The sequence below is a fragment of the Syntrophales bacterium genome, assembly GCA_023229765.1.
Lineage (GTDB): Bacteria > Desulfobacterota > Syntrophia > Syntrophales > UBA5619 > DYTH01.
The window spans coordinates 63,311-77,159 of record JALNYO010000001.1 but is presented as its reverse complement, the minus strand read 5'-3'; the positions used below and the strand labels follow the sequence as shown (position 1 = coordinate 77,159).

Annotated in this window: 14 protein-coding genes; 6 read left to right on the top strand and 8 right to left on the bottom strand. The window is 52.2% G+C overall.

Annotation, left to right across the window (positions count from 1 at the left end):
- Positions 1-54: 54 nt before the first annotated feature.
- The 8 genes from M0P74_00335 to M0P74_00300 form a co-directional block, all read right to left on the bottom strand.
- Positions 55-801 carry an rRNA pseudouridine synthase gene (locus M0P74_00335; protein ID MCK9362041.1) on the bottom strand — a complete coding sequence of 249 codons (747 nt, stop codon included), beginning with the start codon at positions 799-801 and terminating at the stop codon, positions 55-57.
- 251 nt (positions 802-1,052) lie between these two features.
- Positions 1,053-1,592 carry an SMC-Scp complex subunit ScpB gene (scpB, locus tag M0P74_00330; GenBank protein MCK9362040.1) on the bottom strand — a complete coding sequence of 180 codons (540 nt, stop codon included), beginning with the start codon at positions 1,590-1,592 and terminating at the stop codon, positions 1,053-1,055.
- The gene (locus M0P74_00325; GenBank protein MCK9362039.1) at positions 1,592-2,359 is read right to left on the bottom strand and encodes a segregation/condensation protein A; all 768 of its coding nucleotides are present in this window, start codon (positions 2,357-2,359) and stop codon (positions 1,592-1,594) included. Before M0P74_00325 ends, scpB begins: the two co-directional genes overlap by 1 nt.
- On the bottom strand, positions 2,349-3,350 hold the full coding sequence (gene trpS, locus M0P74_00320) for a tryptophan--tRNA ligase (protein MCK9362038.1): 1,002 nt from the start codon (positions 3,348-3,350) through the stop codon (positions 2,349-2,351). The genes M0P74_00325 and trpS overlap by 11 nt, the downstream gene beginning before the upstream one ends.
- Before the next feature lie 212 nt (positions 3,351-3,562).
- Positions 3,563-3,835 (bottom strand): HU family DNA-binding protein, encoded by a 273-nt coding sequence (locus tag M0P74_00315; GenBank protein ID MCK9362037.1) that lies wholly within the window; start codon positions 3,833-3,835, stop codon positions 3,563-3,565.
- Between the two features lie 622 nt (positions 3,836-4,457).
- Positions 4,458-4,916 carry an N-acetyltransferase gene (locus M0P74_00310; GenBank protein MCK9362036.1) on the bottom strand — a complete coding sequence of 153 codons (459 nt, stop codon included), beginning with the start codon at positions 4,914-4,916 and terminating at the stop codon, positions 4,458-4,460.
- A gap of 29 nt (positions 4,917-4,945) precedes the next feature.
- On the bottom strand, positions 4,946-6,625 hold the full coding sequence (recN, locus tag M0P74_00305) for a DNA repair protein RecN (GenBank protein ID MCK9362035.1): 1,680 nt from the start codon (positions 6,623-6,625) through the stop codon (positions 4,946-4,948).
- On the bottom strand, positions 6,615-7,508 hold the full coding sequence (locus M0P74_00300; protein MCK9362034.1) for an NAD(+)/NADH kinase: 894 nt from the start codon (positions 7,506-7,508) through the stop codon (positions 6,615-6,617). Before M0P74_00300 ends, recN begins: the two co-directional genes overlap by 11 nt.
- Before the next feature lie 143 nt (positions 7,509-7,651).
- Between M0P74_00300 and M0P74_00295 the strand changes: the two genes are divergently transcribed.
- The 6 genes from M0P74_00295 (at position 7,652) to M0P74_00270 (ending at position 13,799) form a co-directional block, all read left to right on the top strand.
- Positions 7,652-8,767: a recombination-associated protein RdgC gene (locus M0P74_00295; GenBank protein MCK9362033.1), complete on the top strand. Its 1,116-nt coding sequence runs from the start codon at positions 7,652-7,654 to the stop codon at positions 8,765-8,767.
- 182 nt (positions 8,768-8,949) lie between these two features.
- The gene (locus M0P74_00290; protein MCK9362032.1) at positions 8,950-9,300 is read left to right on the top strand and encodes a four helix bundle protein; all 351 of its coding nucleotides are present in this window, start codon (positions 8,950-8,952) and stop codon (positions 9,298-9,300) included.
- 85 nt (positions 9,301-9,385) lie between these two features.
- The gene (gene der / locus M0P74_00285; GenBank protein ID MCK9362031.1) at positions 9,386-10,702 is read left to right on the top strand and encodes a ribosome biogenesis GTPase Der; all 1,317 of its coding nucleotides are present in this window, start codon (positions 9,386-9,388) and stop codon (positions 10,700-10,702) included.
- 268 nt (positions 10,703-10,970) lie between these two features.
- Positions 10,971-11,507, top strand: a complete 537-nt coding sequence (pyrR, locus tag M0P74_00280; protein ID MCK9362030.1) for a bifunctional pyr operon transcriptional regulator/uracil phosphoribosyltransferase PyrR — start codon at positions 10,971-10,973, stop codon at positions 11,505-11,507.
- Between the two features lie 29 nt (positions 11,508-11,536).
- On the top strand, positions 11,537-12,484 hold the full coding sequence (locus M0P74_00275) for an aspartate carbamoyltransferase catalytic subunit (GenBank protein ID MCK9362029.1): 948 nt from the start codon (positions 11,537-11,539) through the stop codon (positions 12,482-12,484).
- 31 nt (positions 12,485-12,515) lie between these two features.
- Positions 12,516-13,799, top strand: a complete 1,284-nt coding sequence (locus M0P74_00270) for a dihydroorotase (GenBank protein MCK9362028.1) — start codon at positions 12,516-12,518, stop codon at positions 13,797-13,799.
- The last annotated feature ends 50 nt before the right edge of the window (positions 13,800-13,849 follow it).

Below are 13,849 nucleotides of genomic sequence, written 5' to 3'. Positions count from 1 at the left end.
AAATTGGTAAAACACCTTTGTTTTTCGGGGACTATATTTATTTTACAGTTAATGTCAAGCTAATTTTTTGCTGTTTTTTTGCGCTTGGGACTGGGCCATCAACTGTCCTACTTCTCCATGACGCAGGGCTCGCCACTCGCCTTCGCCGAGAGAATCGAGGGTAAGATCGCCAAAAGAGACGCGGATCAGACGGGTAACGGAATGGCCAAGCGAATCAAAGGCCCGTCTTATTACACGATTTCTTCCATCATGGATGGTAAGCAGCAGCCAGGTGCTTTTCGGATTGACCTTTTCCATAATGACTGATGACGGGGCAAACTTCCCATCGGGAAGCTCCATTCCCTTTTCCAGGCTTTGCAGTTCAAGCCTGTTCAGACGCCCTTCGATCTTGACGCGGTAGGTTTTGGGAACCTTGAAGCGGGGATGCTGAAGGCACTGGGCAAAATCGCCATCATTGGTCAAAAGGAGCAGCCCCTCTGAGTCATAGTCGAGACGTCCCACCGGGAACACCCGCTCGGCAACCCCACTGAGCAGATCCGTCACGATCGGCCTTCCCTCCGGATCGCTCAGGGTGGTGACATACCCGCTCGGTTTATTCAGAACGATATACACCTTTTCCGTTTCGCAGGAGATAAGCTTGCCGTCCACCCGTATTTCATCACGATCGGCATCAGCCTTCGTTCCCTGTTGGCGTACAACTACGCCGTTTACCGATATTCTGCCATCGGAGATCATTCTTTCCGCCGCGCGTCGCGATGAGACACCGGCGCCGGCAAGAATCTTCTGCAATCGTTCTTCCATGATGAACACCCTTCCCTCAAAAACCCGCTACCGCTACCTTTGGGCCTGTCCACAAATAACCTGAACATCTTGCATCTCATCTTTGGGCCATCTTTGGCTGTGGCTCAATTACAAAATCCTCAACGTAGCGCTGCTACGTCTGCGGTTTTGTTCAATCGCCACAACCAAATCCAACCCAAATCTGAGCGCAATCTTGCCCAGGTTATTTGTGGACAGGCCCTTTGTTCCGTCTTCCGCCTGAGCTTTTACCCCTAACCTTCGGTTTCCCCGGCAGGGCGAAAATCCTTCATTTCCCGAAGCGTCGGCAATTCGGCAAGGTCCTTCAAATTGAATACCTCAAGGAATTTCTTCGATGTTCCGTAAATAATTGGTTTTCCGGGAACGTCCTTTCTCCCTACTATCCTTGCCAGTTTTTTTTCTAAAAGCCCCTTCAGTGCACCGCCCGTATCAACGCCCCTGATCCGGTCTATTTCCACTTTCATAACCGGCTGCCGATAGGCGATAATCGCCAGGGTCTCCAGAGCGGAAGGAGAAAGGGAAGTGGGACGAACCACCTTCAATTTACCGACCCAGGGCGCCATTTCTATTCTTGTCTGAAAACGAAAACCCCCTGCCACCTCCTGAAGCGAGATGCCCCCTTCCCGCCTCTCATATTCCCCCGCCAGTTCCTGAAAAAGACTGAGTATTTCAGGCTTCTTGAGAGCGGGGAAAATCTCGACGACCCTCTCGACGGCAAGGGGTGTTTCCGAGGCAAAAATCAACGCCTCCAGGATAGCGATTTTCTCTTCCATCACACCTCGGCATTTTCCAACATCTTCGGTGCTTCCAGTTCCTCTTTGACAGCCAGAAAAAGCCTTATCTCGCCAAACGGCGCTGCCTGGCGCACCTTTGCCATCCGTAATTTTATAAGCTCCAGAATGGCAAGGAATGTATAAACTACCATTTTTCTATGGGTTTTGTCTATGACCAGTTCAGAAAAGGAAATCTGCCCCTCCCTAGCCAGAATCTCCATAATTTCGTTGATCCGCTCGGCCAGAGAAAGTTTTTCGGTGCTGAACTCGAGCCCTTCCCCGACTTCGAGACCGGCAACAATCCGGCGGAAAGCCTCCACAAGTTCAAAAAGATCGACCTCCAGCACGCCCATCTCCATTTTTTCCGGAGCGGGAAGCATCTCCGGATAAGCGCCCAGTTTAAACACATCCCTTTCGAGAAGAGGCCGGGCGGAAAGAAGCCCGGCAGCTTCCTTGTAAACCTGATACTCCAGAAGCTGTTTGACCAGTTCCGCGCGGGGGTCCTCCCCCCCTTCCTCCTCATCGCCGCCCTCATCTGTCACAGGCAGCAGCATCCGTGATTTGATATGGGCAAGCGTCGCCGCCATTACCAGATATTCTCCGGCCAGATCGAGATTCAGGGAACGCATTTCGCCAAGATATCCGAGATACTGACTGGTAATGAGGGCTACCGGGATATTGTAGATGTCAATCTCGTTCTTCCGGATCAAATAAAGCAAAAGATCGAGCGGACCTTCAAAGACATCGAGTTTGATCTCATAACTCATGTTTTATCTTCATGGCTTCGCGCACCTCGGCCAAGGTCGAAGCGGCGATGCAACCTGCCCGAATGTTGCCGTCCTCAATAATTTCCCGCACCTCTTGGGGGTGGGCAAGATAGTGTTCCCGTCTTTCGTGAATGGGCCCCATGCCATCGGCGATAGCCTCAGCCAGCCGCCTTTTGCATTCGATGCAGCCAATGGCGGCACTTCGGCAGGCGGCAGCTATCTCCAGCACCTCTGCTGGCGCTGAATATAACCCGTGCAAGGTATAAACATTGCAGAGTTCAGGGCGCCCGGGATCGCTTTTGCGCTGCCGCTGCGGATCGGTGAACATGGACGCAACCTTCTTTTTCAGCTCCGCGCCCTTGTCACTCATGAATATCGAGTTGTCGTAAGACTTGCTCATCTTTCGCCCGTCCGTACCCAAAAGCTTCGGCACCTCTGCCATGAGCGGCTCCGGAATCGGGAATATCTCGCCATAGAGAAAGTTAAAACGGCGGGCGATCTCGCGGGTCAGCTCGACGTGGGGAAGCTGATCGATGCCGACCGGAACGCCGAAAGCCTTGTACATGATGATATCCGCTGCCTGCAGGACCGGGTATCCAAGAAAGCCGAATGTCGAAAGATCCTTTTGGGCAAGCTCTTCCTTGACCTCCTTGTAGGTGGGATTCCTCTCTAACCAGGCCAGCGGGGTGATCATGGATAAAAGGAGGAAGAGTTCCGCATGTTCCTTGACCGAGGACTGGATGAACAGCGTGCTTAGGCGCGGGTCAAGGCCGGCGGCCAGCCAATCGATAACCATATCAATTGTATTGGCCCTTATATTTTCGGTCGTCGCGTAGTCGCTGGTAAGCGCGTGCCAATCGGCAACAAAATAAAAACATTCGTAATCGCCATGATTCTGCAAATTTACCCAGTTAGCAAGCGCCCCGTGAAGATTGCCGAGATGAAGTTTCCCTGTAGGCCGCATGCCGCTCAATATTCTTTTCCGAGACAAAAAAACCTCCTTTGTGTTAGCTGTTTCCCTTTCGCTGATAATCGCCGATGAACACTGGGGAAATACTATCAAAATGATTAAAAACCGTGGGGTTCATAGCAGAAATGTCCGGTCGTGTCAATGAATGGGGACAGATTGCAAATCTGTCCCCAAATAAAAAAGGCCCCCTTGCCGCGATGGGAGCCTCTTTTAATTTTTTTTAGTTACGAAAACTACTTTACTTTGCTGGCCAGATCCTTGCCAACCTTGAACTTAACCACCTTCTTGGCCGGGATCTTGATCTTCTTGCCGGTCTGCGGGTTTCTGCCTTCGCGCGCCTTCCTCTTGACAACCGAAAAAGCGCCAAATCCGACCAGTCCGATCTTGCCGTTTTTCTTGAGTTCCTTTGCTACCGTTCCCACGTAGGCCTCAAGAGCCTTTGCCGCCGCAGCTTTGGTGATTTCAGCCTCTTCCGCTATTACCGCAATCAATTCCGCTTTTGTCATCCCTGTTTTCCCCCTTTCAATAATGGTTTGATGGATTACAATGTCACCACCCCTCTGGTGGGTTAATAACTGCCGCGAAGCGCTTGTAAGACTAACGCCCTGAACCATCCTTGCCTGCTAAAATAAGCAGGGAAACGTTTCAAATGCTGTGCTGTAACAAGCCCAAATTTCAAACTCTTATTATCTCAATAAAAAAAGGAACGAAAGAATGCTGATAGTTTGCCTGCCTGCTAACACAAAGAGATACAGGAATCAAGAAAAAAATGAATTTTTTAATAAATATTTCGTCGGTTGCGCCAAATATCTCCCTGCAACTTAGTCAATAAGGGCCTGTCCACAAATAACCTGGGCAAAATTGCGCTCAGATTTGGGTTGGATTTGGTTGCGGCGAGTGAACAAAACCGCAGACGTAGCAGCGCTACGTTGAGGATTTTGTGATTGAGCCACAGCCAAAGATGGCCCAAAGATGAGATGCAAGATGTTCAGGTTATTTGTGGACAGGCCCCAAACCGCAAGGTCGATGAAATTTCGGCAAGGAAAAAATAGATTTCCCCTTTTGAAGAGACCCTTTCTACCTCCCCAACGCTGCCGCAGCACAGTTCGATACAGCCGTTCAAACATGTCAAAGCTCCAATATCATTGATATTTCATCGCAGAAATCGGGATATTTGGGACAACGCAAACAGTCCGACCATACCTTTTGCGGCAGGGTATCGCGATCTACATACTGAAAACCCAGCTTCAGAAAGAACTCCCGCTGGTATGTAAGCGCGAATATCCGATAGAGTTCCAGCGTAACCGCCTCGGATATGCAGGCTTCGACCAGTTTGCGTCCAATCCCCTCTCGTCTCCGCTCTTCTGCAACGTTAAGGGATCTAATTTCGGCGAGGTTTTCCCAGGTTATGTTCATTGCGCAGGTGCCGACAATCTCACCGTCTCTTTCGTTGTAATAGACAAAAAAATCCCTCAGGCTTCCGTATATGTCCATTAGCGAACGGGGCAGCATCTCCCCCTTGCCGGCGGAGATATTGATCAGCCTGTGAATGGTCTTTACGTCGCCTATGCGCGCTTTTCTAAGCATTTTTCATCCCTTGTCATCTTTTCAATAATTTACCGGGCGGTAAAAAGCATCTCCCGGGCGTGCTCTCTCGTTTTTTTAGTCAACTCCACCCCGCCCAACATTCGGGCTATCTCTTCGACGCGTTCATCATCAGAAAGAATGGAGACACTGGTACTCGTTCGGTTTTCAATAACATGTTTGGCTGCCAGATAATGACGCTCCCCGCGGCAGGCAATCTGGGGGAGATGCGTTATACAGATGACCTGATGACTACGGGCAACTTCCTGAAGTCTTTTGCCGACGATCTCCGCTGTCGCCCCGCCGATTCCGCTGTCCACCTCATCGAAAACGATCGTTCCTACTGAACCGGTCGTCGCCAAAACCTTTTTAAAGGCGAGCATGATCCGGGAAAGCTCTCCGCCGGATGCCACATTCCGCAGTGGTTTCAGCTCTTCGCCGACATTCGCCGCCAGGTAAAATTCCGGGAAATCGTTCCCCTTCTCATGGGGAGCGTCCTCACCGTTACTTTTTTCGCGTTCATGAAAAACAACCGCAAATCTGGCATTGTCCATTCTCAAGGATCTGATCTCATCCTCGACTGAACTCATCAATACCGACGCGGCCTGTCGTCTCTGCGCGGAAAGCTCCGCCGCCGCCGCCCATAACCGTTTCTTTTCCTCAGCGATGCGGCCCGCCAGTACTGTTATCTCATCCTCCACCGTCGAAATCGCTTCTATCTCCTTCTTCGCATCACCAAATTTTTCCAAAACAGCCAAGAGGGTTCCCCCGTATTTCCTTTTCAAGTTCCCCAAAAGCTCCAGTCGCTCTTCAATCGCCTCCAGCCGGAGTGGATCGAACGCAAGATGATTGGCGTAATCGCGAAGCGTCAGGGCCGCCTCCTCAATCCGGTAATAAAATTCATCCATTTCCTGCCCTGACAATCCCAGGGAAGGATCGATCTTTCTTATTTCCTTAACCGCGGCAACTACCTCGTGCAGCCCGGCAAGCACTGATTCCTCTTTAGAATAAAGTGATTCATAAGCTGACTGCGACAGATTCGAAAGCTTCTGAATATTGATGAGGATATTCTTTTCCTCGGAGAGGGCCGCATCTTCGCCGGCCAGGATCTCGGCGCGGCCGATCTCCTCAATTTGATAGCGCAGCAGTTCCTCCCGCTCGGCCCGCTTGCCCTGTTTCTCCTCAAGGAGACGCAATTCGCCTCCCAGCAGGCGATAATAGTCGTAGATTTTTCGATATTCCTCGCGTAGCGGCAAAAGGCTGCCAAATTCATCAAGTATATCTATCTGGTTATCCGTCTGCAGGATCGTTTGATGGGCATTCTGAGAGCAGATATTGATCAGCGATTCCCCGATTTCGGCCAGCGAAGACAGCGCCCCGATCCGGCCGTTGATATAAACACGGTTCTTTCCGGAACGGGAAACCACCCGACGAATAATTATCTCGTCTGCTTCTCCAAACCCCATTTCGCTAATCCTTGCCTGCAGGGTCTTTTGCCCGCGAATATCAAAAAGAGCCTCGACAACCGCCTCGTCCTTCAGGGAACGGATCATGTCGGCGCTCGCCCTCTCCCCCAGAAGGAGCCCCACCGCACCGATAAGAATCGACTTCCCCGCCCCCGTCTCCCCGGAAATAACGGTCAGACCTTCGGTGAATCTCACCTGCAGTTCGTCGATAATGGCGAAATCGCGGATATTCAACTCAGATAGCATCGGTTTCTTTGCGGGAGAGTCCTGTCTGGGAGCCGCCCCATCCCAATTTAGTCCTCAAAATTTCCAGATAGCCTCGCTGGGGAGAGGAAACCAGTTTCGTTACCTGTTCTGATCTTTTAATTAAAACCCTGTCCTTATAATTTATCGGAAAAGATATCTGCCCGTCCATGGTGACCGTCGCCCCCGATTCCTGGGTATTGAGGATCACCTCCACGACAGCATCTTCCGGCAGGATCACCGGCCTGTTTGTCAGCGTGTGGGGACAGATGGGATTTATGATGATGGACCCCAGCTCCGGAAAAACAATTGGTCCCCCCGCGGCAAGAGAGTAGGCAGTGGAGCCGGTCGGGGTTGCCACAATCAGGCCGTCCGCCTTGAAGGTCGTCAGATAACTGCCGTCAACCGACGTCTCCAGCTCCACCAGTCGGGAAAGATTGCCCCGATTGATGACAACGTCATTGAGCACCGAGCCCCCGTGCAAAAGCGCATCGCCTTTCAGAATCTCCGCATGCAGCATCATCCGCGTTTCGATCTGAAATCTTCCGGAAAGAATCTCCTCCAGCGCGCTGTACATCTCGTCGAGGTTCACCTCGGTGAGGTACCCAAAAACGCCGAGGTTGACGCCGACAATGGGGATATCGTGTTCCGACAGCAAACGGGCCGTCCGCAGTATCGTTCCATCGCCGCCAAACACGACGATCAGATCCGCCTGCAGCCAAAGCCTGCTTTTCTCAGGTTCCAGAAGGCCTATTTCCGCGGCAATTCCCTCTTCGAGATAAACCTCCAGACCGCGTTTGAGCAGCCATTTCCGCAGATCGACCGTATAACCGCTTGACCCTTCCTTGGCAGTATTCGCGATTATTCCCACCTTATTTATAGTCATCGGATTCCCATAAAATAATTTCGGGCGCTTTCCTACCATAATACAACGCTTTTGTCCAACCGCATTATCGAAATTCCGCCAGACAGACCTTGACATCATCCCGACAAGTAGGTTAGTGTCCCTTGCAAATAGAGGAGACGTTTATGGGTTTTTTGAAGGGAACAGTAACTTTTTCACGGTATCGTATCACCGGTCCGCTGCCGGACGGCTTTAATGATTTCTTTGACGAACGGATAAAACGCTTTGCCTTTCAGGACAGTTGGCGCACGGCGGACGAAAAGATAGCCGGCTGGATTGCGATTGAAAACTGTCTTGACACCGATTTCCCCTACGCAGCTTATGCACAGGGCAAATACATGCTCTTTTCACTCCGGATAGACCGCAAGTCTGTTCCCCCCTCGCTCTTCCGAATCCGGGTAATGGAGGCCGAGCGAAAAGCGCTTGCCGAAAGTGGGCAGCAAAAGCTTTACCGGGAACAGCGCGAGGCGATCCGTGAGTCGGTCAGACTTGAATTGCTTGCAAAAACCCTGCCTGTCCCAGCCTTTTATGAAATCTGCTGGTCGGTCTCCGACCGGCTGCTGACTTTCTGCACCCTCTCCGACAAAATCGGCAGCGAACTACAGGAAATGTTTCGGGAATCATTTGGATTGTCGCTGTTTCCCCATGCGCCCTGGAACAGCGAAGAAAAAAGCCTTACCCAAAAAGAAACGCCCGCACTGTCTCAAACCCTTGATGCGCCGTCGCCATCGCTTCCGGCGGGCATCGATCCACTGACCATCGGCAGAGAGTTTCTCACCTGGCTCTGGTTTAAAAGCGAGGAGCGAAACGGCATTATCGGCAACGCGGCCGGCGGGGAAGACGAGATAATTTTTCTGCGGCGGCTGGTTCTGGAATCAGGAGAGGGCGAGTACGCCGAAACGATTATCTGTCAGGGACTGCACGCCGACCTTAAAGAGGGAAAAGAGGCGCTTCGGCAGGGAAAGAAGATCACCACGGCCCGGCTCCGGGTCTCCCATGACCAGGATGAGTGGGAATTTACCTTCAAGGCCGACCGTTTTCATTTTCAGTCGATGAAGCTCCCCGCCCTTTCCGAGGACGATGAGGAAGACCGGGAGGGACAAATCCTGGAGAGGATTTATCTGATTGAAAAGGCCGCGGCAACAATGGACAACCTTTTCCACTCGTTTTTGAATCTGCGGCAAACAGCAGACTGGGCAAAGGAGCAGGAACGGCTGGAAAAATGGATTTCCCAACCGTGAAAAACGGTTGACGGTTGACGGTTAACGGTTGACGGTTGACGGTTAACGGTTAACGGTTGACGGTTGACGGTTGATGGTTGACGGTTGACGGTTAACGGTTGACGGTTGACGGTTGACGGTTGACGGTTAACGGTTGACGGTTGACGGTTGACGGTTGAAAAAGCGCGAGGGAGCGGAAGCTTGTGGGATCCTCTTTTGAAGATTTAGAAGTTTGGAAAATGTCTTGCAGATTATCAGTACGTCTTTATAAATTATTAAGAGATTGCCGCGATTATGGAATAAGAGATCAAATGCTGCGCTCATCCATATCTATTCCATCAAATATAGCGGAAGGAAGCGAAAGAAAGAGCATCCCGGATTTCCAAAGGTTTGTAAATATTGCACAAGGATCGGCTGCGGAACTGAGAACACAGATTTATATTTCACGTGAGGTTCATATATTTTCTGATTCAGATGCTGAAGAATTAATTCAAGAGTTGAAATCAATATCGAAAATGCTTCAATCATTGCATGGTTCGTTGAAAAAACTCTGAACCGTAAACCGTCAACCGGCAACCGGCAACCGTAAACCGGCAACCGGCAACCGTAAACTATGAGCTGTGAGCTGTGAACCGTACTATGAAACCAGTAATCGCGATCATTGGCCGACCCAACGTCGGCAAATCAACCCTGTTCAACCGCCTGCATCGCCGGGGGAAGGCCATCGTTATCGACGAACCGGGGGCCACTCGCGACAGAAACTATGCCGATTGCAACTGGCTGGACCACCCTTTCATCCTGATCGACACCGGCGGTTTTGAACCCGCCTCGACTACGGAGATTCTGACCCAGATGCGCGAGCAGACCATGCTTGCCATTGAGGAAGCCGACATCATCATCTTTTTGATGGACAGCCGGGACGGCCTTGCGCCCGCAGATCAGGAGATCGCAAAACTGCTGAGAACAACGGACAAGCTGGTCTTTTACGCTGTCAATAAAATCGACGGCCCCCGGTACGAAACCCTGATCGCCGACTTCTACCGTCTCGGAATCGAGCAGCTTTACGCTGTCTCCGCGCAACATGGCGTTGGCATTGACGAATTGATGGACGACGTCGTCAAGTTCATTCCCAAAGGAACTGAGCCGCCGCCGAGTGATGAAGATGTCATCCGGATCGCCGTAATCGGCAAGCCCAATGCCGGCAAGTCGTCGCTGGTCAACCGGATACTCGGCTATGAACGAACGATAGTCAATCCGCTGCCTGGAACGACCCGGGACGCCATCGACACCGAGTTTACCAGAAACGGCAGAAAATTTCTGCTGATCGACACGGCCGGCATCCGCCGCAAAAGCCGGATCAGCCTGAATCTGGAAAAATATTCGATCGTTCAGGCCATCAAGGCAATCGAACGGGCCGACATCGCCCTGCTGATGATCGATGCCGTAGATGGAATCAGCGATCAGGAACTGAAAATAGCCGGCCTTGTGCTCGAGCGAGGGACCGCCTGCATTATCGTCGTCAACAAATGGGACACGATAAAAAAGGACAACAGCAGCGTTCCCGAATATACCGAAGACATCCGTTACAAGGCCAAGTTTCTGGATTTTGCCCCCATTATTTTCGTCTCGGCTACCTCCGGCCAAAGGGTTGAAAAAATTTTTCCCCTTGTCGAGAAAATTTACGCCCAGTATTCCCAGAGAGTTGAAACGGGCGAGTTAAACAGAAAAATGCGTCAGATTATCGAAATGCACCCCCCCCCGGGGATGGGCGACCAGCCGCGCCTCTTCAAATACATAACCCAGGTCTCGGTAAAACCGCCGACCTTTATCCTTTTTCTGCAGAACAAGGGAAGCCTGCACTTCTCCTACGAACGCTATCTTGTCAACCGGATTCGGGAAACGTTCGGCTTCTCCGAAATCCCGATTCGCCTCTATTTCCGGAAGAAGGATGGATGACGGTTTACGGTTTACGGTTTACGGTTCACGGTTCACGGTTCACGGTTTACGGGATGTGCAAGCCTGAACCGGCAAGAGATTGACAATAAAAATTGGAGGGACGCGCTCCGTCGCGTCCGCATGCTGGTTCAATCGTGCAGATTGAACCAGGAACATTAACAAGGTTCATGTTGCAAGGCTAAACAGGGAAGATAAATATTTATCGTCTTTAACTGTAAACCGTAAACTGTAAACCGTTTTTAAGACATTTAAATCATGTGAGGAAGTAATGGAAAACAGCAAGACAGTTATGGACGCCGAAGGAATAGACCGCTCCCTGACCCGCATCGCCTACGAGATACTCGAAAAGAACAAGGGGGGTGAAGAACTGGCGCTGATCGGGATCCGGAGCCGCGGAGTCTTTTTGGCACGGCGGCTTAAGGATAAGCTCGCCGCGATCGAAAAAAGGGAGATACCGCTCGGCATCCTCGATATAACCCTTTACCGGGACGACCTGCAGTCCTCCCACCCGAAACCGGTTTTGGGAAAGACAGAGATTCCCTTCTCAATAGACGGCCAGAAAGTCGTCCTTGTTGACGACGTCCTCTTCACCGGACGCACCATCCGGGCGGCGATGGACGCCTTGATCGACTTCGGCAGGCCCAAAATGATCCAGCTTGCCGTACTGATCGACCGGGGACACCGCGAGCTTCCCATCCGGGCCGATTTCGTCGGCAAAAGCCTCCCCTCGTCGTTATGGGAGGCCATCAACGTCCATCTTGTCGAGAAGGATGGCAGCGACAATGTTACAGTGGAAATAAAATAAACAAAAACCTTTAATTAGAGGCTTTTGACATGGAAACGCCGCTTAATGTTCGCAAGCTTGACCGAAAAGACATTCTGGGAATAAAGGAACTGTCCGTAGAGGAGATAAACCTGATTCTCGAAACGGCAGACTCGTTCGTCGAGGTCTCCACCCGGGAAATCAAGAAGGTGCCGACCCTCCGCGGCAAGACGATTATCAACCTCTTCTACGAAGCAAGCACCAGAACAAGAACCTCCTTTGAAATAGCAGGAAAACGGCTGAGCGCCGACACGGTAAACATATCCGCATCGACCAGCAGCGTCGTCAAGGGGGAGACGCTGATCGACACGGCCAGAAACCTCGAATCGATGAACCCCGACATCATCGTGATCCGGCACAGCGCCGCCGGCGCTCCCCAGATGCTGGCCCGGATTCTGCGCCAGTCGATTATCAACGCCGGCGACGGGGCCCATGAACACCCGACGCAGGCGCTTTTGGACATGATGACGATAAAAAGCAGAAAAGGCGGCATCGCCGGACTGAAGGTGGCGATAATAGGGGACATCGCCCACAGCCGCGTCGCCCGTTCCAACATCCACGGCCTGACAAAGATGGGCGCCCGGGTCTTTATTGCGGGCCCACCGACCATGATTCCGTATGATATAGAAAAGATGGGGGTAACGGTGCACACCCGGATCGAGGAGGCCATCCGGGACGCGGATGTCGTAATGGCCCTGCGCATCCAGACAGAGCGGGAAAAACAGTGCATTTTCCCATCCTTGAGAGAATACGCGCAGCATTTCTCGCTCAATAAAAGAAATATCTCTCTGGCCCGCAAGGATGTCATGATCATGCATCCCGGCCCGGTCAACCGGGGTGTGGAAATCTCCCCCGATCTGGCCGACTGCGCAAACTCGGTGATACTTGATCAGGTGACAAACGGCGTGGCGGTGCGCATGGCGCTTCTCTATCTGCTCGCAGGGGGCAGCAACACCTGAATATTAATACTTTTCAAGAGGTTGGGAACTTATGAACTTATTGCTTAAAGGCGGCCGGGTTATCGATCCCTCCACCGGGGTGGATCAGGTTCAAAACCTGCTGATCAAAAACGGCAAGATCGCCGGAAGGGTTGAGGAAGGGCAGGCCCTGAATGATCCAGAACTTGACGTTATAGACATTTCCGGGAAAATATTGGTTCCGGGCCTGATTGACATGCACACCCATCTACGCGAACCGGGGGACGAGTACAAGGAAACCATTGCCTCGGGAAGCGAAGCGGCGGCGGCCGGCGGCTTCACCTCGATTGCCTGCATGCCGAACACGCACCCCGTCAACGACAACCGCTCCACAACGGAATTCATTCTGAAAAGGGCGGCGGAATGCGGACTTGTGAATGTCTATCCGATTGCGGCGATCAGCCTGAAATCCGAAGGCGCAATACTTTCCGAATTCTGGGATCTCAAGGAAGCCGGCGCGGTCGGTTTTTCCGATGACGGCAAACCGGTCATGAACTCCGCCTTGATGCGCAGAGCCCTCGAATACGCCTCTTCCCTCGACATGCCGATCATCTCGCACTGCGAAGATGTCAACCTCTCGGCGGGAGGGGTAATGCACGAAGGCGCCGTCTCCGCGGAAATCGGGCTCGTCGGCATTCCCGCGGCGGCGGAAGAGATAATGGTCGCCAGGGATATCCTGCTTGCCGAATATACCGGCGCCCACATCCATATCGCCCATGTCAGCACAAAGGGCTCGGTTCGCCTTATCCACGAGGCAAAGGCCAGGGGAATCCGCGTCACCGCGGAGACGGCCCCCCATTACTTCATGCTGACCGATGAGGCGCTGCGCAACTTCGACACCTTCGCCAAGGTTTACCCGCCCCTGCGCGGGGCAAAGGATCGGGAAGCCATCCGCGAGGGAATGAACGATGGCACCATCGACACGATCGCCTCCGACCACGCCCCCCACGCCCGCACCGACAAGGAGCTGGAGTTCGACTACGCGGCAAACGGCATCACCGGGCTGGAGACCTCGCTTTCCCTTTCGCTCTCACTGGTTCAGGAGGGAATCCTCACCTTGCCGGAATTGATCAAGAAAATGACGATCAATCCCGCCCGAATTCTGCATATCCCCAAGGGAACGCTCGCCGCCGACGCGGACGCGGATATTACCGTCATCGACACTGAAAAGGAATGGCTCGTCGATCCCCGGATGTTTCGCTCCCGCGGTAAAAACACCCCCTTTCAGGGCCAGCAGCTTCGGGGGAAGGCCGTTCTGACCATTGTCGGCGGCGAAATACGTTTTCGTGATCTCTGAGAAGCTTAAGTGTTTTAAAAACAACCTTATTATTTAAGGCATTTACAATT